This window comes from Luteibacter anthropi (genome assembly GCF_011759365.1).
Taxonomy (GTDB): domain Bacteria; phylum Pseudomonadota; class Gammaproteobacteria; order Xanthomonadales; family Rhodanobacteraceae; genus Luteibacter; species Luteibacter anthropi.
In genome coordinates, this window is the sequence record NZ_JAARLZ010000001.1 from 321,444 (window position 1) to 344,112 (window position 22,669).

14 protein-coding genes and 1 riboswitch are annotated in these 22,669 nt (G+C 64.9%); of the genes, 10 read left to right on the plus strand and 4 right to left on the minus strand.

Going from position 1 to position 22,669, the window contains the following annotated elements; translation table 11 throughout:
• The first annotated feature begins 12 nt into the window (after positions 1–12).
• The 4 genes from HBF25_RS01365 to HBF25_RS01380 all read left to right on the plus strand — a co-directional run bounded on the left by HBF25_RS01365 (position 13) and on the right by HBF25_RS01380 (position 4,826).
• A complete protein-coding gene (locus HBF25_RS01365) occupies positions 13–1,473 on the plus strand; it encodes an efflux transporter outer membrane subunit (RefSeq protein WP_166945846.1) in 1,461 nt (486 codons plus the stop codon).
• 25 nt (positions 1,474–1,498) lie between these two features.
• Positions 1,499–2,710 (plus strand): HlyD/EmrA/EmrK family protein, encoded by a 1,212-nt coding sequence (locus tag HBF25_RS01370; protein ID WP_166945848.1) that lies wholly within the window; start codon positions 1,499–1,501, stop codon positions 2,708–2,710.
• 76 nt (positions 2,711–2,786) lie between these two features.
• The gene (locus HBF25_RS01375) at positions 2,787–4,319 is read left to right on the plus strand and encodes a DHA2 family efflux MFS transporter permease subunit (RefSeq protein ID WP_166945850.1); all 1,533 of its coding nucleotides are present in this window, start codon (positions 2,787–2,789) and stop codon (positions 4,317–4,319) included.
• Positions 4,320–4,505: 186 nt separating this feature from the next.
• Positions 4,506–4,826 carry a hypothetical protein gene (locus HBF25_RS01380; RefSeq protein ID WP_166945852.1) on the plus strand — a complete coding sequence of 107 codons (321 nt, stop codon included), beginning with the start codon at positions 4,506–4,508 and terminating at the stop codon, positions 4,824–4,826.
• A gap of 67 nt (positions 4,827–4,893) precedes the next feature.
• Here the strand turns inward: HBF25_RS01380 and HBF25_RS01385 are convergent, their stop codons facing one another.
• Complete coding sequence (locus tag HBF25_RS01385) at positions 4,894–5,424, minus strand: acyloxyacyl hydrolase (RefSeq protein WP_243852932.1); 531 nt, start codon at positions 5,422–5,424, stop codon at positions 4,894–4,896.
• A gap of 311 nt (positions 5,425–5,735) precedes the next feature.
• Here HBF25_RS01385 and HBF25_RS01390 point away from each other — a divergent pair, with 311 nt between their 5' ends.
• Complete coding sequence (locus tag HBF25_RS01390; protein WP_166945854.1) at positions 5,736–8,648, plus strand: putative bifunctional diguanylate cyclase/phosphodiesterase; 2,913 nt, start codon at positions 5,736–5,738, stop codon at positions 8,646–8,648.
• An 8-nt stretch (positions 8,649–8,656) separates the two neighbouring features.
• Here the strand turns inward: HBF25_RS01390 and HBF25_RS01395 are convergent, their stop codons facing one another.
• Positions 8,657–9,349 carry a YrbL family protein gene (locus tag HBF25_RS01395; protein WP_166945856.1) on the minus strand — a complete coding sequence of 231 codons (693 nt, stop codon included), beginning with the start codon at positions 9,347–9,349 and terminating at the stop codon, positions 8,657–8,659.
• A gap of 240 nt (positions 9,350–9,589) precedes the next feature.
• On the opposite strand from HBF25_RS01395, the gene HBF25_RS01400 reads away from it, so the two are divergent.
• From HBF25_RS01400 to HBF25_RS01415, 4 genes are all read left to right on the plus strand, one after another.
• Entirely contained in the window at positions 9,590–10,405 is an 816-nt protein-coding gene (locus tag HBF25_RS01400; protein WP_208392358.1) for a DODA-type extradiol aromatic ring-opening family dioxygenase, read from the plus strand.
• Positions 10,406–10,410: 5 nt separating this feature from the next.
• Positions 10,411–11,052 (plus strand): hypothetical protein, encoded by a 642-nt coding sequence (locus HBF25_RS01405; RefSeq protein ID WP_166945858.1) that lies wholly within the window; start codon positions 10,411–10,413, stop codon positions 11,050–11,052.
• A gap of 305 nt (positions 11,053–11,357) precedes the next feature.
• Positions 11,358–11,927: a DUF2239 family protein gene (locus HBF25_RS01410; RefSeq protein WP_166945860.1), complete on the plus strand. Its 570-nt coding sequence runs from the start codon at positions 11,358–11,360 to the stop codon at positions 11,925–11,927.
• Positions 11,924–13,297 carry an MATE family efflux transporter gene (locus HBF25_RS01415; protein WP_166945862.1) on the plus strand — a complete coding sequence of 458 codons (1,374 nt, stop codon included), beginning with the start codon at positions 11,924–11,926 and terminating at the stop codon, positions 13,295–13,297. Before HBF25_RS01410 ends, HBF25_RS01415 begins: the two co-directional genes overlap by 4 nt.
• A 96-nt stretch (positions 13,298–13,393) precedes the next feature.
• Here the strand turns inward: HBF25_RS01415 and HBF25_RS01420 are convergent, their stop codons facing one another.
• Positions 13,394–16,558 carry an efflux RND transporter permease subunit gene (locus tag HBF25_RS01420; RefSeq protein WP_166945864.1) on the minus strand — a complete coding sequence of 1,055 codons (3,165 nt, stop codon included), beginning with the start codon at positions 16,556–16,558 and terminating at the stop codon, positions 13,394–13,396.
• A gap of 256 nt (positions 16,559–16,814) precedes the next feature.
• Positions 16,815–18,722 (minus strand): TonB-dependent receptor domain-containing protein, encoded by a 1,908-nt coding sequence (locus HBF25_RS01425; protein ID WP_166945866.1) that lies wholly within the window; start codon positions 18,720–18,722, stop codon positions 16,815–16,817.
• Between the two features lie 157 nt (positions 18,723–18,879).
• A riboswitch (cobalamin riboswitch) is annotated at positions 18,880–19,098 on the minus strand.
• A 219-nt stretch (positions 19,099–19,317) separates the two neighbouring features.
• Between HBF25_RS01425 and HBF25_RS01430 the strand changes: the two genes are divergently transcribed.
• A complete protein-coding gene (locus HBF25_RS01430) occupies positions 19,318–22,329 on the plus strand; it encodes a TonB-dependent receptor (RefSeq protein WP_166945868.1) in 3,012 nt (1,003 codons plus the stop codon).
• Positions 22,330–22,669: the final 340 nt, after the last annotated feature.

The following is a 22,669-nucleotide window of genomic DNA, read 5'->3' on the forward strand; positions in this document are numbered from 1 at the left end:
AGGCGAAACGCAATGCGTCTGCACACTCTCGTGGCGGCCGTCGGGGCCGCATTGGTCCTTTCCGGCTGCGTCACCAGCCGCGGACTGGAGCCGCAGGGCAAGCTGACCGACCCTGCCACCCTTCATGCCGAGCGCAGCCTGGCCAAGGTGCAGGTGTCGCCTGCCGGCTGGCCGGCGGCCGACTGGTGGACGGGCATCGGCGACAGCCAGCTCAGCGGCCTCATCGAGGAAGCACTGAAAGACAACCCTGACCTCGCCGCCGCGGATATCCGCGTGCGCCAGGCCCAGGCCCAGGTCGGTGCGGCCGATGCCGCGCGTGGCCCGGATGCCAAGGTCGGTGCCGGCGTGGCCGGTGCCCACCTGCCGGGCACGTTCTTCCCTGCGCCGCTGGGCAACCACTTCTCGTGGACCAAGTACGGCTACGGCGACTTCAACTGGGGCCTCGACCTGTGGGGCGGCAAGCGTGACGCCTGGGAAGCGGCGCTGGGTGCGCAGCGCGCCAGCGAAGTCGATGCCCGTGCCGCGCGCATCGAGATTTCGACCAACGTCGCCCGTGCCTACGTGCAGCTCGGCTACGCCTTCACCCAGCTGGACGTCGCCCGTGCCGAACTGGATCGCAGCAACGCCTCGCGTGACCTGACCCGCCAGCGCGTCGCCGCCGGCGTGGACAACCAGATGCAGGTCAAGCAGGCCGACAGCGAAGTGGCTTCGGCCGAACGCGAGATGGCCGTGGCCCAGCGCGCGATCGATTCGGCACGCAGCTCGCTCAGCGTGCTGTTGGGCAAGGGCCCGGACCGTGGCATGGACATCACCCGTCCTTCGGCGCTGAATCCGACGGCCGTCGCGATCCCGGTGAACCTGCCGGCCGACCTGCTGGGTCATCGCGCCGACCTGGTTGCCGCGCGCTGGCGCGTGGAAGCGGCATCGAAGGAGATCGCCGCGGCCAAGACCGAGTTCCTGCCCAATGTCTCCATCGGCATCCTTGCCGCGCAGGCGGCGGGTGGCTCGAAGGACCTGTTCAACTCGCGCGCCCGCTTCTGGCAGGTGCTACCGGCCTTCAGCCTGCCGATCTTCGATGGCGGTCGCCTGCGTTCGAACCTCGCCGGCAAGGATGCGGACTACGACCTCGCCGTGGCCCAGTACAACAAGACCCTGGTCGGCGCGCTCAACGAAGTGGCCGACGACCTGTCGGCGCTGGACTCGGTGGGCACGCAGCTGCAGGCGCAGCAGCGTGCACATGAAGCCGCGCAGCAGGCCTACGACCTCTCGCAGCAGCGTTACAAGGCAGGCGTGGGCAGCTACCTCGATTCGCTGGTGGTGCGTCAGCAGTTGCTCGAATCCGAGCAGCGCCTGGCCGCCCTGCAATCGCAGCAGGTGGATACCTCCGTTCAATTGATCCAGGCGCTCGGTGGCGGTTTCCGCCCCGAAGCCGCCGACCAGCCGGTCGCGTCCGCCGCGCCGGCCAACCACTGAATTACGTTCCTCGAGGCAGCTAACGATGTCACAAGAAACCACCGCCCCTGCCGGCGCCGTCGTGGCGCCGCCGCCGAAGAGCCGTCGCGGGTTCTTCCTCAAGCTTCTGCTTGCCGTCATCGTCCTCGCCGCCATCGGCTGGACCGTCTGGTACTTCGTGGACGGTCGCTGGTACGAGGACACCGACGACGCCTACGTCAACGGCAACGTCGTGCAGATCACGCCGCAGCTCGCCGCCACCGTGCTGTCGATCACCGCCGACGACGGTGACCTCGTGCACAAGGGCGACGTGCTGGTGAAGCTCGACGACAGCGACGCGAAGATCCAGGTCGAAAGCGCGCGTGCCGATCTGGCCAACACCGTCCGTCGCGTACGCGGCCTGTACAACAACGTCAGCTCGGCGCAGGCCGACATGGCGGTGCGCCAGACCGCGGTGGACCGCGCCCGTGCCGATTACAACCGTCGCCGCGACCTGGCGAAGACCGGCGCCATCTCGGCCGAAGAACTGTCCCACGCCCTCGATGCGCTGACCTCGGCCGAGAGCAGCCTGTCTTCAGCGAAGCAGAGCTACAGCACGAGCAAGGTGCTGGTCGATGACACCGTGGTCGCCTCGCATCCTGACGTGCGTGCGGCCGCCGCGAAGCTGCGCGACGCCATGCTCACCGAAGCGCGAACCTCCATCCTCGCGCCGGTGGATGGCTATGTCGCCAAGCGCAGCGTGCAGCTGGGCCAGCGCGTGCAGCCGGGTGCCGCCCTGATGGCGGTGGTGCCGCTCCACGAAGTGTGGATCGACGCCAACTTCAAGGAAACCCAGCTCACCCACATGCGCATCGGCCAGCCGGTGGACGTCACCGCCGACGTGTACGGCAGCGACGTGGTCTACAAGGCGAAGATCCGCAGCCTGGGTGTCGGCAGCGGCAGCGCGTTCTCGATCCTGCCGGCGCAGAACGCCACGGGCAACTGGATCAAGATCGTGCAGCGCGTGCCGGTGCGCGTGGTCTTCACCGACCCGAAGCAGCTCGACGAAAAGCCGCTGCGCCTGGGCCTGTCGACCAAGGTCACGGTGTCGCTGCATGACCAGAGCGGCGGCCTGCTCGCCAAGCAGGCTCCGACCGAGCCGGAGTTCTCCACCGACGTCTACAACAACCGTCTGGCCGGTGCCGATGCCGAGATCGCCCGCGTGATCCACGAGAACGCGTCGGCCGGCGGCGGCGAACAGGAAAAGGCGCCGAAGTAAGCGTCATGGCGGACGGGATTTCCTGCCCCGTCCGCCGCTCGCCTGCGGCCCCCTCCCCCATCGATCAGGTTCTTCCATGAGCACCGAATTTCGACCGCCCAATCTGGCGCTGTCCACGGTCGGCCTCTCGCTCGCGACCTTCATGCAGGTGCTGGACACCACGATCGCGAACGTCTCGCTGCCCACCATCGCGGGCAACCTCGGCGTCAGCTCCAACCAGAGTACGTGGGTCATCACCTCGTTCGCGGTGAGCAACGCCATCGCGCTGCCGCTGACGGGCTTTCTTACCCGTCGCTTCGGCGAAACCAAGCTGTTCGTCTGGGCCACGCTGCTGTTCTCGCTGGCCTCGTTCCTGTGCGGCATCGCGCAGAGCATGAGCATGCTGATCCTGTTCCGTGCCATCCAGGGTGCGGTGGCAGGCCCGATGTACCCGATCACGCAGAGCCTGCTGATCTCGATCTATCCACCCGCCAAACGCGGCATGGCGCTGGCGCTGCTGGCGATGGTGACCGTGGTGGCGCCCATCGCGGGCCCGATCCTGGGTGGCTGGATCACCGACAACTACACCTGGCCGTGGATCTTCTTCATCAACGTGCCCATCGGCATCTTCGCCAGCATGGTCGTGTCCAACCAGATGAAGGGGCGTCCGGAAACCACCGAGAAGCCGCGCGTCGACTACGTGGGCCTGATCACGCTCATCATCGGCGTGGGCGCCCTGCAGGTGGTGCTCGACAAGGGCAACGACGAGGACTGGTTCAATTCCACCTTCATCATCGTCACCAGCATCATCGCGGCCATCGGCCTGATCGTGTTCCTGATCTGGGAGCTCACCGACAAGGACCCGATCGTCAACCTGCGCCTGTTCCGTCATCGCAACTTCGCGATGGGCACGTTGTGCCTGGTGCTGGCCTATGCGGCGTTCTTTGCCATCGGCCTGCTGGTGCCGCAGTGGTTGCAACGCAACGTGGGCTATACGTCCACATGGGCCGGTTTCGCGGCGGCGCCACTGGGCATCCTGCCCGTGATCCTCACGCCCTTCGTGGGTCGCTACGCGCACAAGTTCGACCTGCGCCTGCTGGCCACCGGTGCGTTCCTGGTGATGGGCGCCACCTGCTTCATGCGGTCGGATTTCTATCTTGAAATCGACTTCTTCCATGTGGCGGGCGTGCAGCTGATCCAGGGCCTGGGCGTGGCGCTGTTCTTCATGCCGGTGCTGTCGATCCTGCTGTCCGACCTGCAACCGCGCGAGATCGCGTCGGGCTCCGGCCTGGCCACCTTCCTGCGTACGCTGGGCGGCAGTTTCGCCGCCTCGCTCACCACCTTCCTGTGGGATCACCGCGCGATCGTGCACCACGAGCGCCTGGCGGAGAACATCACGGCGTTCAATCCGGATGCGCAGCAGGCGCTGACGGTGATCGGCGGTGGCGATCCGCAGTCGCAGTACGCGGCCGCCTCGATGAACCAGCTGATCACCCAGCAGGGTTACCAGATATCGTTCAACGAAGTATTCCAGCTGCTGGGTTTCATCTTCTTCGCGCTGGTCTTCGTGGTGTGGCTCGCCAAGCCGCCGTTCACGGCCAAGGCAGGACCGGCAGCGTCGGGTCACTGACTAGCCACCCCTTCACTGTAGGAGCGCGCCTGCGCGCGACCGGGAGATGCCTTGGGCACCACGGTCGCACGCCGGCGCGCTCCTACAGGGGCTGGGCGTGATGGCGCACGCGTATCGGGCGATATCTCCGCTGGAGCCGCGCATCTTCCGACACGGACAATGGCCGGCCACTCACCGGAGCCCGCCATGATCAGGACGATCGCTTTTTTTACCGCCGTTATCTGCGCCCTTCCGCTGTCCGCTTCTGCTGGCAGCCTTCCCCGTTCGGTTGCCGCATCTACCGGATCGTCCGATGCGCGCTGCCTGCAGGCCTTCCAGCAGTCGGCAGCGGCCGCCACGTGCTCGGCAAACGTTTCTGCAGGCAACGAGCCGGGTACCTGTGCGGTCCAGGCATCCTGCCGCAACAGCCGCGGATCGATCAGCAAGTCATCGACGAAAGCCAGCTACCCGGAAGGCGTAGAGAAGCTGGTCAACTGCAATGGCAACCTGCGCCAGCGTCGTTGCTGACACCATGAAAAAAGCCCGGCCGCTGGCGGCCGGGCTTTTTTCATGCGCGAATCAGGGCTGGCGCAAATCAGATATCGAAACCGATACCCACCAGTGCCATCGTCTCGCCACGGTTCGGCTCCTTGAAGCTGCCGTTGGAGATGTGGCGGATCTGGAAGCTGACGTTCTTGAACTGGTAGCCGAGCGTGCTCACGAATTCGTAGCCGCTGGAAAGCGCCTGCGTGTGGCCGCCGGCCGCGCCGGCCACCTGGAAGCTGAAGAACAGCGGCTGGTACCAGTCGCCATCGTTGCCGTAGTGGAAGCGGGCGCCGGCCGCGCCGATCCACACGTTGTTGCGTACGCCGGGATGCGAATCCCTGAAGCGGCCGATGTCGCGGCCCTTGATGTAGCCGATCGACACATCCGGCGACCAGGTGAAACGGCTCTGGCCGATGGTGTGCGGATCGAACACCGATTCGATGAAGAACGCGGGCGTGCCGTAGCTATCCATGTAGCTGCGGCCACCCTGTACCTCGATGTGGGTGGCAGCGGCTGGGGCGGCCACGGCGGCGAGGGAGAGGGCGGCTAAGGTGCCGAGGGCAAGGCGTGAGGGACGCATGGGGGAGAGTCCTTATCGGGAGTACTTGTTGTTGTTTTGACGGGCCGTAAGTTTGTGAACCGCATCGTTCGGTAAATAGTGTTCAGTTGGCGTGAATAAAGGGGGTGGGATGAGAAATTTCATCTCAAAGAGTGCAAGATGCCCGATGCCCCTTTTCGGGGCTTGCACGTTCAAGGCGGCCACGGGCCTGCCGTTAACGTCGCACGGGTCCCGTGTGCTGCTGCGCATGGGCGACGAGGGCACTCACGAGGGATGAGGGGACGGTGCGGGAAGCGAAGGCAAAGGGGGCCAGGAGTCGACGCGCCCGCCGGATGCGCCTGGCAACCTGGGCCGTATCCCTGGCGGTGACGGTCGGCGTGGTCGCCATCGTCGGTGCGTTGCAACTGGAAGGCTACGAGCGCCTGCAGGTGGGCTATCGGCGGCAGCTGAGTGGCGTGGCTACCGCGCTGGTTCGCATGGTCGACCAGCAGATCGACGCCAGCCTCGGCCCCCTCCTCGCGCTGCGCAATGCCGTGGATGGACCTGACGACGAATCGTTGCGGCACCGCCTCGCCGAGGTGCAGGCCCGGCATCCCGAGCTGCCGGGTTTCGTGGCCCTCGAAGCCCGTGGCGATGTGCTCGCGGCCGTCGGCAATCCGGCCTCCGACTGGCGTCCCGGCATGGAGACACCGAAACGTACTGTCCTGGGTGTGGGTGTTCGCGTGGGTGTCGCGCAGACCAGCGGGACGGTGCCGGCAGCCATCCGCGTGATAGCGGATGCGCGTGTGGACCGGCCCGCGGCTTTCGGAACCCTCATCGACGCCGCACGCGTGAGCGAAGGCATGCGCCACATGATGCCCGGCGGCGGCACCATGGGCGTGTTTTCCCCGGATGGTCAGCTCTTCGCGGGAAATCGCGACGACCTTCATGCGGTCTGGCATGGCCAGGGTCCGCGCGCGGGGACCAGTGATCACGGCGAGGAAGGCGACAACCTCTACGCCTGGTCTGCGTCGGCGCGTTATCCCTTCGTGGCACTGGCCGAACTGGATCGGGCGGCGATCCGGGCCGAGTGGGTGCGGCAGGCAGAGCCGACCGTATTGGCGACGCTCGGCCTCGTGATGCTGCTGAACCTGGGTGCGGGACTTTTCTCGCGTGCCTATCGCCGCCAGGATCGCCTGCTCGATGCATTGAGCCGCACGGCGCGCCATCTCGGCGATGTGCAGCGGACAGGGCATATCGGCCTGTGGGAAGCCGACCTCGCGACCGGCACCATCGCCTGGTCGGGGCAGGTCCACGAGATCACCGGCCTGCCGCCCGAGCGTGTCGGTGGCCGACAGGGCACGTACTACAAGCTGGTGCATCCGGAAGACCAGCCCGCCATCGTGGAATGGCTGCATCGTTTCAACGAGGGCGATGGTCCGTACGACATCGAGCATCGCCTGTGCCGCCCCGATGGCCGCGAAGTGCAGGTGAACCTGCGCGGCACGCGGATCACCGACGAGGCGGGCAAGTCGATCCTCGCGGGCACGATTTCGGAAATCACCGCCCTGCACGAAACACGCCTGCGCCTGCGCGACAGTGATCGCTACCTCGCAGCGAGCGAAGCGGCCTATCGCCGCCTGCTGGCGCGCGTGCCGTTGCCGCTGGTCATCGTGCGCAACGATCGCATCGCCTATGCCAACCTGCTGGCCCAGGAGCGCCTTGGACACGACGGCGGCACGCTGGTCGGCAAGGAGGCGGCGGGCTTCATGGATGAAGACACCTTGCAGGCCGTACGTCGTGGCGGCGAAGGCGGCAGCATCGCCGCGTGGCTGGAACCCGTAGAGGGCATGCCTTTCGAGGCGGAGCTGGCACTGTCGGGCATGCGCGACGAACACGGTGAAGGCACGCTGGTGATCGTGCGCGACGTCACCGAGCAGCGCAGCTACGAAGAGCGCCTGAATCACCAGGCCACGCACGACGACCTCACCGGCCTGCCCAACCGGCGCTCGTCGCGCGAGACGCTGCAACGGATGATCCTGGAGGCACGCGTCAACGGCACCGGCGTGATGGTGCTGTTCGTCGACCTGGATCATTTCAAGGTCATCAACGACGCGCTGGGCCACGAGCTGGGCGACCAGGTCTTGCGTGACATCACCCTGCGCCTGGGCGACGTGCTGGGCAGCGAGGCCCACGTGGGTCGTTTCGGTGGCGATGAATTCCTCGCCGCGCTGCCCTTCACCACCTCGCCGGCCAAGGCGCTCGACGTGCTGCCGAAGCTCCAGGGCGCCATCGAGGAGCCGCTCGAAGTGGGTGGCACCGTACAGCGCCTGAAATGCAGCATCGGCGTGGCCTTCGCATCACGCGATGGCGCCGATGCCGACACACTGATCCGCAACGCCGACACGGCGATGTACGACGCGAAGCGTTCGGGACGCCATACCTGGAAGCGTTATTCGCCCGACATGCACGCTACCGCCATGGCAAGGCTCACCGTGCTCACGCGCCTGTCGGGTGCGAACCTCGATCACGAACTGGCGCTGGCCTGGCAGACCCAGCATGCCGGTGACGACGGACGCGTGATCGGTGTCGAGGCATTGCTGCGCTGGCCCACGGCGCCCGGCGACCTGGGCTCACCGGACCGGCTCATTCCCTTGCTGGAGGAAACCGGTGCGATCGTGCAGATCGGCCAGTGGGTGCTGCGCGAGGCCTGTCGTCGCCAGCGGCGCATCGCCGAACTGCTGGGGCCCGACTGCCGCATCTCGGTCAATGTCTCGGTACACCAGCTGGTACACAGCGATCTGGTGGCGGAAGTGCGGCAGGCCTTGCAGGAGACCGGTGCACCGGCTTCGTCGCTGGAACTGGAGCTGACCGAAAGCGCCTTCATGCACGAACCGGAGCGGGCGATCCGCACGCTGCACGAACTGCGGGCGCTGGGCGTGAGCGTGGCGCTGGACGACTTCGGTACCGGCTATTCCAACCTCACCTACCTGTCCCGCCTGCCGCTGGACAAGATCAAGATCGATCGCCACTTCACGGCCACGCTGTTGCAGGACGACGTGGATACATCGATCTGTCGCTCGATCATCTTCCTTGCCCGCAACCTCAATCTCGAAGTGGTCGCCGAAGGCGTCGAGACCGAGCGCCAGCGTGGCTGGCTGCTCGCCGAAGGATGCGTATCGATGCAGGGCTGGCTGTTTTCGCGAGCCGTGCCGCTGGAGCAGCTGGGTCCGCGGTCGACGCCGCTGGACCCGGTGATGTCCTGACGCGGCCCTCAGGCCGCGCGGGACGCCTGTCCCTGTCGATGCTCACCGGGCCGCACCCGTGCGGTCTCCGCCGGCATGCGCGGACGCGCCTTGTCGATCGCGGCAAGCTGCGCCCGCAGGCGTTCGAATTTCAGCCGGGCGCGGCGCGCGTTGTGGCGACGGCTCATCGACGTGAGCGGCAACACGTTCTTCTCGCCGAAGCCATCAATGATCACCAGTCGCGGGCCGCCCCGCGAATCCGTGCCATACACGACATTGGCCGCGTGCAGGTCGTTGACGATGACGTAGTGACGCAGCACTTCTTCGAACAGGCGGTTGATCAGTGCGTTGATTTCGGGCGTCATGCCCTGCGCCTTCACCATGGATTCGAGCGAAGGCGCCATGCGCCCGTCATCGCCCGTCACCTTCTCCGAAACCAGTCCCAGGCCCTGGTCGGTATCGACCAGGCCCACGATACGGGCCACGGGCGAGGGCTCGTCCGAGAAGCGACGAGAGGTCAGGTACTCCTTGAATTCCCGCATGTAGCTCACGTACGGGCCGGTGCGCGCCAGCCTGCGATACCAGGGCGCGTTGAACCAGCGATGCTGCAGGTTATCCGGCCGCATCACCTTGATGAGCAACGACGGATGGTCCGGGTGCTCGTAAATGTACCGACGGCCGCCTGCGGCGACCGGTTCGATCCCCTCTAAAGAGATGATCATGTTGCTCCTCTAGTCCCTCCCTACCCGCTGGGACCAAGGGCCGGACAGGCACTGCCCTGCCATATTCCTGTAAGCCAAATGTAAGGTTCCCACGGAACTTTTCAACGCGCAAGAAAAAACGTGCATTTCGTCGTTCACCATTCGGCGCCAATGCGTTCGCCGGAAGACGATTTATAGCGACGGGGAGAACTCCTACATTGGGAGGGTGGCGACCGCCACGGCCCGTCCCCAGGTGTCCTCATGATCCGCGCCCCCGCCCTCTTCATCTCCCACGGTGCTCCGACCTTCGCGTTGCAGCCCGGCCTGCTCGGCTCGAAGCTGACGCAGATCGGTGAGCCGCTGGGCGCGGCGGCGGCGATTGTGGTGGTTTCGCCGCACTGGCAGACCTGCGGCATCCGCGTCACCGGGGCGGCGACGCCCGCGACCATCCATGACTTCGGCGGATTCGCGCCAGAGCTCTACACGCTCACCTATCCCTCGCCCGGCGCCCCGGCCCTGGCGGCCGAAACGGCCTCGCTGCTGATCGATGCGGGTTTTGTCGCCATGGTGGACGCCGAGCGCGGCTACGACCACGGCGCCTGGGTGCCGTTGCGCTACCTGCGCCCGGATGCCGATGTTCCGGTGATCCAGGTATCCATGCCGCATAACCTGGATACGGAAGGTGCCCTGCGCCTGGGCAAGGCGCTGGGCAGCTTGCGCGAGCGCGGCGTGGTGGTGGTCGGCTCGGGCAGCCTCACGCACAACCTCTACGAGATACGCCGTGATAGTGGCCAGGGCCATGCGGCCTATGCGGCGGAATTTGCCCGCTGGACGCGCGAGGCCGTGATGGCTGGTGATATGCGTTCGCTGCTCGACTACCGCCGCCTAGCCCCCAGCGCCATTCGTGCCCATCCGACCGAAGAGCATTACCTACCCTTGCTGGTGGCTGCAGGTGCCGCCGGCTGTGACGCTCCCAGCGCGATCGATGGCGGCATCACCTATGGAGTGCTGTCGATGGATTCCTACGTCTGGATGTCGGCTAAATCAGCGGGCAGAGATGACTTTATAAGTCATTGATTTAGATGGTCGCTTCCGAAATCTTTTCCGAGCTCTTTGTGAGAGAATTTCTTCTAGGAAGAATCTTCATAGAACAGGTGGATGATTTGGGAGTGAATTGGACGGCGGGTCTTATGCGGTGGGCTCCGCACAGATGCAAGGAAAACAAATCGTACCCTCTAAATCATTTGCATCCTTTCAAATTCGATATTGAGCTACCCGCTACTTCGAAGATGGAGGGCGTTGTTGTAAATGTGCACGTAGGTTTTGGCCTGCACTGCTTCACAAGGAAAATTCTCCCTGGTGATTGTGAGAGCGAGCGGTACGGAGATGATCGTGAGCAGCGTACTTTTTGTAGGGAGCGGTACGCCCTATCGAAGGGTTTGCGCGCTGTCGTGGAAAGTCTGAAAAACCGGCAGTGCGGGTTCGCGAAGGATGACAATTACGTCACGGTGGATGTGACGGATGTTCCCGGTCAGAGCATTCGATATGGTGTTTTCTTCAACGTCAAACGCTGGCGAGAACGCGGAGCTTCAGCGGTTCTACTCGTTGTGCAGAGCGCCTACGCCTTAGACCATGGAAAGGCTGCCCCCATGCAGGGCAAAATCCGGTTGAACGTACTGCTTGGTCATGCGCTTCGTGGAACGAAACCAAAACGCGGGCGTTGAAAAAGCGAAGGCCCCGCAAGCGGGGCCCCGTAGTCTGGTCCTGTTACCTCCGCACCGGGCGGAACCACTTTCGTGGTAGGCAACGCCGTCTGATAAGACGCCAGCTATCGCGTTAATACCGATGATCCTCGTGAGGGCGGACCAAGTCAAGTCCGTACCGGACAGAGAAACTCGAAAGACCAAGGGCTGCTAATTAATTTATTGTTTTGTAAAGATAAATTGAAGATTCCCGTCACTCGGTGAGCTTGCTTATATTTAACCCGGGTAATATATTTCGCATCCGATCGACTCATAGAGAATGTCAGATGCCCGCCATCTATGCAGCTTTTGACGGCTACGTCTGCGTGGCCGCCGGGTCGCTCGCGGACGTGGCCGAGCGTTGCAAGCAACTGCTTGATGCCCGGCCCGATGCGTCTCCCATCGTCTACGACGACACCACCGGTCGCCCGGTAGACATCGACTACCGTGGCAGCGTGGAAGACGTGCTGTCGCGACTGTCCGCCGATGAGACCGAACCGCCGGCAAAACGCGGCCCCGGGCGGCCGAAGCTGGGCGTCGTGGCTCGTGAAGTCACCCTGCTGCCCCGCCACTGGGACTGGCTCGCCAACCAGCCGGGCGGTGCCTCGGTGGCACTGCGGCGCCTGGTCGAAAGCGCCAGTCGCGAAGGGGCACCCGCCGAGCGGGTGCGTCAGGCGCGCGAAGTCGTGGACCGGGTGATGTTTGCCCTGGCCGGTGACCTGCCGGGTTATGAAGAAGCCTCGCGTGCCTTCCATCGTCATGAGGCCGATCACTTCGACGAACTCATCGCCGGCTGGCCCGAGGACGTGCGACGCTATGTGAACCATCTCGTGGACCGCACAAGGGCCGATGCATGAAAGCGAATCCTTCCCTGATCGAGGGACCGATCGGGCGCACGCTGTTGATGTTTTCCATGCCCATCCTGGCGACGAACATCCTGCAATCGCTCAATGCCTCGGTCAATGTGATGTGGATCGGCCGTTTCCTCGGGGAGGCGGCCTTTGCCGCCACGGCCAATGCCAACCTCATCCTGTTCTTCCTGCTGGGCCTCGTGTTCGGCATCAGCATGGCCACGACGATCATGGTCGGGCAGGCGCTGGGCGCACGTGACATCGCCGAAGCGCGTCGCGTCGTCGGTACGGGACTGGGTTTCTTCGTGCTGTTGTCCGTGCTCGTGGCCACGGGGGGATTCATCACCACGCCGGCCATGCTGGCCGCCATGGGTACGCCGGCGGACGTGCAGCCCTACGCCATTGCCTACCTGCGGATCATCTTCCTGGCCCTGCCTTCGGCCTATCTGTCCGTGCTGCTGGCGATGGTGCTGCGCGGTGCGGGCGATTCGCGGACGCCCCTGCTTTTCATGATTCTTGCCGTGGTGCTCGACATCGCGCTCAATCCGGTCTTCATCTTCGGCATCGGCCCGATTCCCCGGATGGGTATCGCCGGCTCCGCCGTGGCGACCCTGATCGCGCAGGTCGTCTCGGTGATCGCGCTTATCGCCTGGCTTTACCGGCGCAAGCATTTCCTGTGCATCCATCGCCATGAACTGCACATGCTGATTCCCGATCGCGCGGTGATGCGCAGCCTGATCTTCAAGGGCATGCCGATGGGTGCGCAGCTGGTGGTGATCTCGTCGTCGGCCATCATCATGATGGCGCTGGTGAACCGCCACGGCTCGCAGACGACGGCGGCCTACGGTGCGGCCGTGCAGCTGTGGAACTACATCCAGATGCCTGCGATCGCGGTGGGTACGGCGGTGTCGTCGATGGTGGCGCAGAACGTGGGCGCGCGTCGCTGGGATCGCATTCCGGGCATCGGCAGCGCCGGTGTGCTGGCCAGCCTGGGCATGACCGGGGCGCTGGTCGTGATCGTGTGCCTGTTCAACCGCGGTGCGCTGTCGATCTTCCTGGGTTCAGACAGCACGGCCATCGGCATCGCGCAGCACCTGAACCTGATCGTGGTCTGGTCGTACCTGATGTTCGGCGTGACCTTCGTGCTGTTCGGCGTGGTACGCGCCACGGGCGCGGTGATGTTCCCGCTCTGCGTGCTGGCGCTCACCATGTGGTTCATCCGCTATCCGTTCGCGTACTTTCTCGGCCCCTACTGGGGCGCTGATGCGATCTGGTGGGCCTTCCCGGTGAGCTCGACGATATCGGTACTCATCACGGTGGTGTACTACCGCGCCGGCACCTGGAAAAACGCCAGCATCTTCCCCGCCGCAGCCTGACCCCCGCTTATGCAGGAGCGCGCCTTGCGCGCGACCGGGTTGTCGCGATAACCCGGTCGCGCGCAAGGCGCGCTCCTACATGGGTCGGCCGGCAGGTCAGGAGCGCTTCTTTCGTATCGCCTTCCAGCGCTTCAGCCGTTTCTTGAGCAGTTTGCGGTGCTTACGGCGGGCCTTGCGTACCTTGCGGTCGTGATTCCACAGGTAGATCGCCGGTGTACTCAGCAGGGTAAGCAGCTGGGAGACCAGCAGGCCGCCGACGATGGCGATGCCCAGCGGGCGGCGCATTTCCGAGCCCACGCCGAAGCCGATGGCCAACGGCAGCGCGGCGCCCATCGCCACCAGGGTGGTCATCGTGATCGGGCGGAAGCGCACCAGCGCGGCCTGCCGGATGGCCTCTACCGGTGTCATGCCCTGCTCGCGTTCGGCGACCAGCGCGAAATCCACCATCAGGATCGCGTTCTTCTTCACGATACCTATCAACAGCAGTACCGAGATAATCGCCATCAAGGTCAGCTGCGTCTGTGTGACCAGCATCGCCAGGAACGCACCGGCACCGGCGGCGGGCAGCGTCGAGAGAATGGTGAGCGGGTGGCCCAGGCTCTCGTAGAGGATGCCCAGCACGATATACACCGCGAGAATCGCACCGATCAGCAACACCATGCCATTGGATTTCGCATCCTGCAGGCGCTGGTTGAGGCCCGTGACGTCCATGCGGATGCCTTCGGGCAGGTGGATCGCACGCAGTGCCTGTTCGATCAGGGCGTTGGTCTGGTCCGGCGTGACACCCTGCGGCAGGTTGTAGGTGACGTCTGCGGATTCGAACTGGTTCTGGTGCGTGACGGCCGTGGGAGCGGCTCGCGGCAGGATCTTCGCCACGGCCGACAGCGGTACCATCGTGCCCGTGGCGCTCTTCACGTAGGTATTGAGCAGGGCTTCCGGGCTCATCGCTTCCGTGGCGGTGGCCGTGAGCACCACCCAGTATTGGTTGATGTCCGAATAGATCACCGACACCTGGCTTTGTCCGAAGGCGTTGTATAGCGCCGTGTCGATCAGGCCCATGCTCACGTTGAGCCGGTTGGCCGTATCGCGGTCCACGGTAAGCATCTGCTGCTTGCCCACCACGTCGAAATCGCTGCCGACGTCCTTGAACTGTTTCATCGTGCGCATCTGGCGCACGAGCTTCAGCACCCAGGGCTGGAGATCCTGGCCGTCGGTGCTGATGAGCTGGAAAGAATACTGGCCGCGGTTGCTGTTGCCACCACTGCCACCCAGGAATTGCACGGGCGACATGAACACCTGCACGTCCGGCAGTTTTTCGTAGACCTTGCCCAGCCGTTCCATCACCTCCTTGATGCCTTCATGGCGCTGGCCGGGAGCGCTTCCCTTCGTTTTCAGATCGATGAACATCGTGCCCTGGTTGCCCACGGCACCACCGTTGTCGCCACCCAGGATGGTGGTGACATCCAGCACGGCATCGTCGTGTTGCATGATCTCGCCGACACGCTTCAGTCTCTCGTTCATCACATCGGGCGAGATGTTGGCATCCGCGACGACGTCGGCCTGCAACATGCCCGTGTCCTCGTCGGGCATGAAGTTGCCGCCCGCCGTCTTGACCACGGCGATGCCCAGCAGGACGGTGGCAAACAGCAGGGTCAACGGCTGCCAACGCATGATCCGGCGATGGTGCATGGCCCAGTCGAGCGCGCGTTCATACAGGCGCAGCAGGCCACGGTCGAAGCGTTCCAGGCGCTGTTCGAGCCGGCCGGGCTTGCGGTCGGGATCGTCGTGCTTGAGATAGCGCGCACACAGCGCAGGCGTCAGCGTGAGCGAGACGATGGCCGAGATGAGCACGGCCGAGGCGAGCGTCACCGAGAACTCGCGCAGCAGCTTGGTGATCATGTTGTTGCCGAACAGCAGCGGAGCGAACACCGCCACCAGCGACACCGTGATCGAGATCACCGTGAAGCCGATCTCGCGCACGCCGTCGAGCGAGGCCGGCATGGGTTCCGAGCCGTTCTCCATGTGGCGCACGATGTTCTCGATCACCACGATGGCATCGTCCACGACGAAGCCGATACACAGCACCAGCGCCATGAGCGACATGGTGTTCAGCGTATAACCGAGCACCCACATCACCACGAAGGCGCCGGCCAGCGACAGCGGCACGCTGAGGGTGGCGATGAGTGTGGGCCCCAGGCGTCGCAGGAACACCAGCATCACCAGCATCACCATCACGATACTGATGAGCAGCGCCACCTTCACTTCGTGCAGGGCGGACTGGGTGGTCTGGGTGAGATCGAAGATCGGCGTGACTTCCGCATCGGCGGGTAGCATGGCGCGGAAGCGAGGCAAGGCCTCGCGGATCGCCTCGGCCGTGGCGATCGCGTTCGCCTCCGGCCGCTTGTTGATCTGCATGGTGACCGAGCGCTGGCCCTGGAACCACGCGGCCTGGTACTGATCCTGCTGGCCGCTGTAGACGCGGGCGATGTCGGACAGCCGCACCGGCACGCCATTGCGCACGGCGATGAGGATTTTCGCAAAGTCCTCCGGCTCGCGCAGGCCATCGTTGGCGATCACCGTCATATTGGTGAGGCCGTCGCTGAGCAGGCCCTGTGGCGAGTTCACGTTGGCGGCGCGCAAGGTATTGGCGACGTCGTTGGCGGTGAGCCCCTTGGCGGCCAGCGCCTGGGTGTTCAGCTCGATGCGCACCGCATGCGGCGTGCCGCCGAAGACCTGCACGCGTGACACGCCGTCGATCTGCGCCACGGTCGGCCGGATTTGCGTATCCACCAGATCGTAGAGCTTGTCCGGCGGCATCGACTTCGATGTGAGCGCGACCAGCAGTACCGGAATCTGGCCTGTATCGAATTTGAAATACTGCGGCGGCGAAGGCAGTCCGGGCGGCAGGTCGGCCGCCGAGGCGTTGATGGCGGCCTGCACGTCGCGGGCCGCGGCATCGGTGGTGCGATCCATCGTGAAACGGATGCGCACGAAGCCGCTGCCTTCGGCGCTGTTGGAATACATCTGGTCCACGCCGGGGATGCGCCCGAAGTGGCGTTCCAGCGGGGCGATGATGGTCGTGGCCATCGTCTGGGCGTTGGCGCCGGGCATCTGCACCTGCACGAACACGGCCGGCACTTCCACCGCCGGCAAGGCGGCGACGCCCAGCAGCAGGTAGGCCAGGAAGCCGGCCAGCGTGAGGCCCGCCGCCATGAGCGAGGTTCCGATCGGCCGGCGGATGAATGGAGCAAAGAAGTTCACAACACTCCCTGTGATCGCGGGGAACATGCCCGCGCCCGGGCGCACTTTATGACGTCCGGGCTTCTTTGTGGCTGTGCCTATGGTAAGGCCCCTGCCGGAAGGCAGGGGCCTCGTTTATCTTCGTGTGGCTTTTTTCCGTAGGAGCGCGCCTTGCGCGCGACCGGGGTGGCCGATGAAGCTGCCACTGGCGTCGTTTGAAACTCGTGGCGTATCGCTTCGTACGGTCGCGCGCGAGGCGCGCTCCTACAGGGGGGTATCAGTGGCTGGGGGTGTAGTTGAGCGTCAGGTAGTAGGTGCGGCCCAGCTGGTTGTAGAACGCGGCCGTTTCGTAGCGCTTGTCGCCCACGTTCGCCACGCGGCCCTGCACGCTCCAGTCGCTGTCCACGTGCCAGGTGGCGCGCAGGTCGACGGTGGCATAGCCGCCAAGACGCAGCGTGTTGGACGCGTTGTCGTAGCTGCGGCCGGCGGCGTAAACCGAACCGCCCACGGTGAAGGCGCCCAGGTCCTTGTCCACGTCCGCGCGGGCGAAGCGCTCGGGACGACGTTGCAGGAGGTTGTCGTACGTGGGGCCCGCGCTGCGGTCCTTCGGCTGCTGGAAGGTCGCCGAACCGCGCAGGTGCCAGCCGTCCACATCGGCACCCACCTGGCCTTCGAGGCCGCGCAGGCGGGCCTTGCTGACGTTCGCGGGTACGAAGTCATCGTTCTGGCCGATCAGGTCGTCGATCGTGGTCTGGTAAGCCGTGACGCCCCAGTTCCACACGCCCTGGCGGCCCGTCAGGCCGAGTTCCGCCGTGCGCGATTTCTCCGGCTTCAGGTCCAGCCTGACGGTGCCGTAGTAAGGGGAGAACTCGTCGTTGAAGGTCGGGGCATGGAAAGCCGTGCCATACGAGGCCGTGAGCTTGATGCCGTCGCTGAACGAGTAGCCGTACGCCGCCGACCCGGTGGTGTGGTTGCCGAACTGGTTGTTGTGGTCGTGACGCGCCGACAACTGCACCTCGTGCGGGCCGAACACGCCCTGGTACAGCGCGAACACGCCGTTGTTGTCACGGCTGCCGCGCACATAGGCCGGCGAGCTCTTCAGCTTCTCCTGCTGGAAATCGACGCCGGCGCTCAGCGTCTGGCCCGGCGCGAGGGTGACGTCGTTCTGCCAGGAGGCCTGGTTGCGCTTCGAATAGAGATAGCCGGTACGGTATTTGTCCGGGTCGGTGACGATGGGAAGGAAGGTCACCTGGTCGAGCACCACCTTGCCCTGGCCATTGAGATAGCTGTCGGCGCGGTCCTGGTTCTGGCTGAGGCTGACGGACATGCGCCAGTTCTCCAGCACGTCGAAGGCAAGCTTCGCACCGGCCACCTGCTGCGACTGGCGGGTGAGGTTCTGGTAGTCGCCGTCGTACTCCACCATGCCCTTGCTGCGCAGCCAGCTGCCGGTCAGTTCGGTGCCGTTGTCCCAGCGGTAACCGCCCGAGAGCGCACCGTTGTAGGTACGGTAGGCGTCGTCGTGCGCCACGTCGTTCGTGAAGCAGCCGGCGCCGGCCGCGGCCGAGCCGGGGCGGCAGGCCTTGATGCCGGAGGTGTACTGGCCGCCCAGGCTGGCGTTGTACCAGCCATGTTCGGTGCCGCCGGACAGGCCGACCTGGCCGCTCGCATAGCCATGGCTACCGCCACCGATGGACACGCTCGGGGTCGGTGCCTGCCCGGTCTGGCCGCGACGGGTGAAGATCTGGATCACGCCGCCGATGGCGTCGGAGCCGTACAAGCTGGAACGCGGCCCGCGCACGATCTCGATATGGTCGATCTGGCCCACCGGCAGCTGTTCCCAGGCGGGAGCGCCCGTGGTGACCGAGCCGACGCGGACGCCGTCGATCAGAAGCAGCACATGGTCGCCGTTGGTGCCACGCATGAACATCGTGGTCTGCTGGCCGATGCCGCCGGTGCTGGCCATCGAAATGCCAGGCAGGCCGTTGAGCAGGTCGCGGACATTGACCGGCTGGATGCGGTCGATATCGTCCCGGGAGATCACGGTCACGGGGGCCAGCACCTGGTCCAGCGGCGTCGCGGCGCGATTGGCGGTGACTACCACCGGATCGAGGCGGTCGGGGGCGTCGGCCGCGTGGGCAGCGGCCATGGACGACAGCAGGGCCATCGCGAGCAGGGTCTTCTTCATGGAACGGGTTCCTCCGCCGCGTGGGTAGCGGCAATCACGAAGCGATGGACGAACGTGAAGGAGGAAAGACGAACGCGTGCGGCCGCGAACGGCCACAGGGCGGTCCGGATCCGCCCTCCGCGAATCGTCCGAAACAGGCAGAGCGCCCACGAAAGTTCGCAGGCGCATCCATCGGGCCGGTCTCCGGACTCGCGTCATGGGACCCGGCGCCTTCCCGCTTTCGCAGTGGCTGCGAGCCGATTCCCCGGGAGAAAACGCCTCCCGACGCTTACCGTTGCGGGGGCAGTGCCGGCCTTGCCGCGACGCGGCGCACCGGCTTCCCGTTTCATCCCGCCGGCCTGGAGCCAGCCGGGACACCCGAACGGCGCCACTGTAGCCCCCGGCCGGACGTGTGTCACGAATTTCTAACAATCGCTTGACAGTCGTAAGCAATTGCGGCTACACCGGTTGAGATGCCCACCGAAGCGCAACTACTTGCGCACGGGCGGGCGCCCGGGTGGGGGGTACCAGCCGGGCGTGGTGGTCATCAGATGTGCACTTGCTTGGCGGTCGCGCTGCGGCCGTCGCCTTGTTGTTCATTCCGGGGAGACCACAAATGAAGCGTTCCTTGTTTCGCGGCATCCTGCCGCGACGTTCGTCGCTCTGCACTGCCCTCGCCCTCTGCCTCGTAAGCGGAACCACCCTCGCCCAGTCCAATGCATCGGGCGTCATCTTTGGCCGCGTGGCCCAGCCCGAAGGCGCCGTCGTGCGCCTGCAAAACCTCGATACGGGCTTTGCCCGCGACACCTCGGTGGATTCCGAAGGGCGCTATCGCGTGTCTTCGCTTCCCGTCGGCCGCTACAAGATCACGCTGGAGCGCAGCGGCCAGGTGGTGGAAAGCCGCGACGACGTCCAGGTCGCCCTGGGTACCGGTGTAGACGTCTCTTTTGCAGGGGCTGCCGCATCGGCAGGCTCGGCACAGAACCTCGAAGGCGTGCAGGTCACCGGCAACGTGCTGCCGTCCATCGACGTGTCATCCGTCGACTCGCGCACCGTGCTCACCTCGCAGCAGTTGCAGAAGCTGCCGCTGGCGCGCGACGTCACCGCCGCCGCCCTGCTCGCTCCTGGTGTGATCTCCGGCGACAGCCGCTACGGCAACGTCGCTTCCTTCGGTGGTTCGTCGGCCTCGGAAAACCAGTACTACATCAACGGCTATGCGGTCACCAACGCGCTCACCGGCCTGGGCTTCACCAGCCTGCCCTTCGACGCCATCGACCAGCAGCAGATCTTCACCGGCGGTTACGGCGCCGAATACGGCCGCTCTACCGGTGGCGTGATCAACATCGTGACCAAGCGCGGTGGCAACGAATGGAAGGGCGGCGTGGGCATGTACTGGCAGCCCTCGGGCCTGCGCCAGAGCCCGCGCAGCATCTATCGCAAGAATGGCGTGCTCTATCAGGATCGCTCGGAAAACAAGAGCAACGACACGCAGTACACCGGTTACATCAGTGGCCCGCTCATCAAGGACAAGCTGTTCTTCTTCGCGGCGGGTGACTTCACCCGTTCCAACAGCAAGAACATCAGCCCCATCATCGCGCCGCAGAAAACCAACCAGGAACAGAAGGCCACCAAGTGGATGGCCAAGATCGACTGGAACATCACCGACAGCCACATCCTCGAACTGACCGGCATCGGCGACAAGACCAACACCGAGCGCAGCGTCTATCGCTACGACTACGCCACGGGCAGCCGTGCCAACTACATCGGCACCGATAACCTCAAGAACTTCGACGCGGGTCCGGGTTCAGCGCCGGGTGGCGACGTCTACATCGGCAAGTACACCGGCTACATCACCGACGACCTCACGGTGAATGCGCTCTATGGCCGTTCCAACACGCGCCACGTGCGTAACCTCCGCTACGCCGACAATCCCAACTGCCCCTGGATCACCGACCAGCGCACGGTCAACGTGCCCATCACCGGCTGCGGCCTGGTAAACAACACGGTGCTGGGCCAGGGCGCGAAGGACAAGACGCACGGCTATCGCCTCGATGTCGAATACCACATCGGCGATCACGACCTGCGCGCCGGCATCGATAACCAGACGCTCGAATCCTATTCGGGCAACGTCTACGAAGGCGGCTACCGCTGGGTCTACAAGGATGCCGGCGCGGTGCCCAACCGTCCCGACATCGTGCCGCCACCCGGCGCCCAGTACTTCGTCGAAAAGCGCCTGTTCCAGACCGGTGCGTCGGTGAAGACGGAACAGGAAGCCCAGTTCATCGAAGACCGCTGGCAGGTCAACGACCGCTGGATGGCCTACATCGGCCTGCGCAACGAGCAGTTCAAGAACATCAACGGCAACGGCGATGTGTACGTGAAGCAGCGTCACCAGCTCGCCCCCCGACTGGGCCTCACCTGGGACGTGTTTGGCGACTCCACGTTCAAGATCTACGGCAACGCCGGTCGTTACCATCTGGCGATTCCGTCCAACGTGGCCATTCGTGCCGCCTCGGCATCCACGTATTACAGCGAGTACTACTCGTACACGGGCGTAGGCCCCAACGGCGAACCCACCGGAGCGCAGCTGCTGGGCTCGCGCCGCTACCTCAACGGTGAAGACGGCACGGTACCGAATCCGAAGACCGTTGGCGCCCAGGGCATCAAGGCCTATTACCAGGACGAGTACATCCTCGGCTTCGACAAGGCCATCAATGCCGACTGGAGCTACGGTGCCAAGGCCACGTATCGCAAGCTGAAAAGCTCCATCGACGACTTCTGCGATTCGCGCCCGTTCGAAACCTACGCGGCACGCAACGGCATCGACCTCAGCAACGCATCGATTCCCGGCTGCTATCTGTTCAACCCGGGCAAGTCGAATACCTTCCTCGTCGACGTGGGCGGCGGCAACCTCGTGCCGTTCAAGCTGAGCAAGGCCGACTTCACCTCGCCGCCGCCGGGCAACGTGCCCTTCCCCGACCTCAAGCGCAGCTACTACTCGCTGGACCTGTACCTTGAACATCACTTCGCGGACGGCTGGTTCGGTCGCGTCGATTACACGTTCTCGCGCAGCTACGGCAACTCCGAAGGCCAGCTGAAATCGGATATCGGCCAGCTCGATCCGTCGGTGACGCAGGATTGGGATGCCCCGGAAATCATGCAGTACACCAACGGCCCGCTGCCGAACGACCGCACGCACCAGCTGAAGGCTTACGGTTACTTCCAGGCCACCCCGGAATGGCTCTTCGGCGCCAACCTGTCGGTCGCCACGGGGCGTCCGAAGAACTGCATCGGCGTAGACCCGGTAGATGCCATCGACTACGGTGCGTCGTACTTCGAATGCGGCCTCAAGCCATCACCCCGCGGATCGAAGGGCCGCCTGCCGTACACCTGGAACCTCGACCTCAATGCGGAATACCGCCCGGTATGGGCAGGCGAAAAACAGCCGCTTGCTTTCACCGCCGCAGTCTTCAACGTGGTCGGCAGCCAGCGCCCCGTCGCACAGATCGACGTCGGCGAAACCGGCACCATCCGCGACGGCATACCAGTCGTAAGCCAGGACTACCAGCGCCCCATCGCCTTCCAGAACCCACGCTACTTCCGCTTCGGCGTCCGCTACGACTTCTGACGCCACCAAAGGGCATCCGGGCAACGTATCCGGATGCCCCGCGAATCCCCAGAACTGGCCGGCGCGGACACGCCGGCCCTTTTTCTGCCCTGTAGGAGCGCGCCTCGCGCGCGACCGGTTGGAATGTTGCGCTCCGTAGTAAAGCAGCCCATGTGGTGCTTCGCTCCGTAGGGTGGGCTCGCCTTCCGGCCTCGCATCGGCGCTGGAACGTGGCGTTGCAGAGGCGACGGGGGCGGCCCTTGGCGCTCCGGCCTGCGGTGTCCCTCGGGAAAGGAGGAGCCGCTGCGCGGCTCAGTGTCTTATGGCTTCGCCCCTTCGGGCCCGGGGAGCGGGCGGGGTT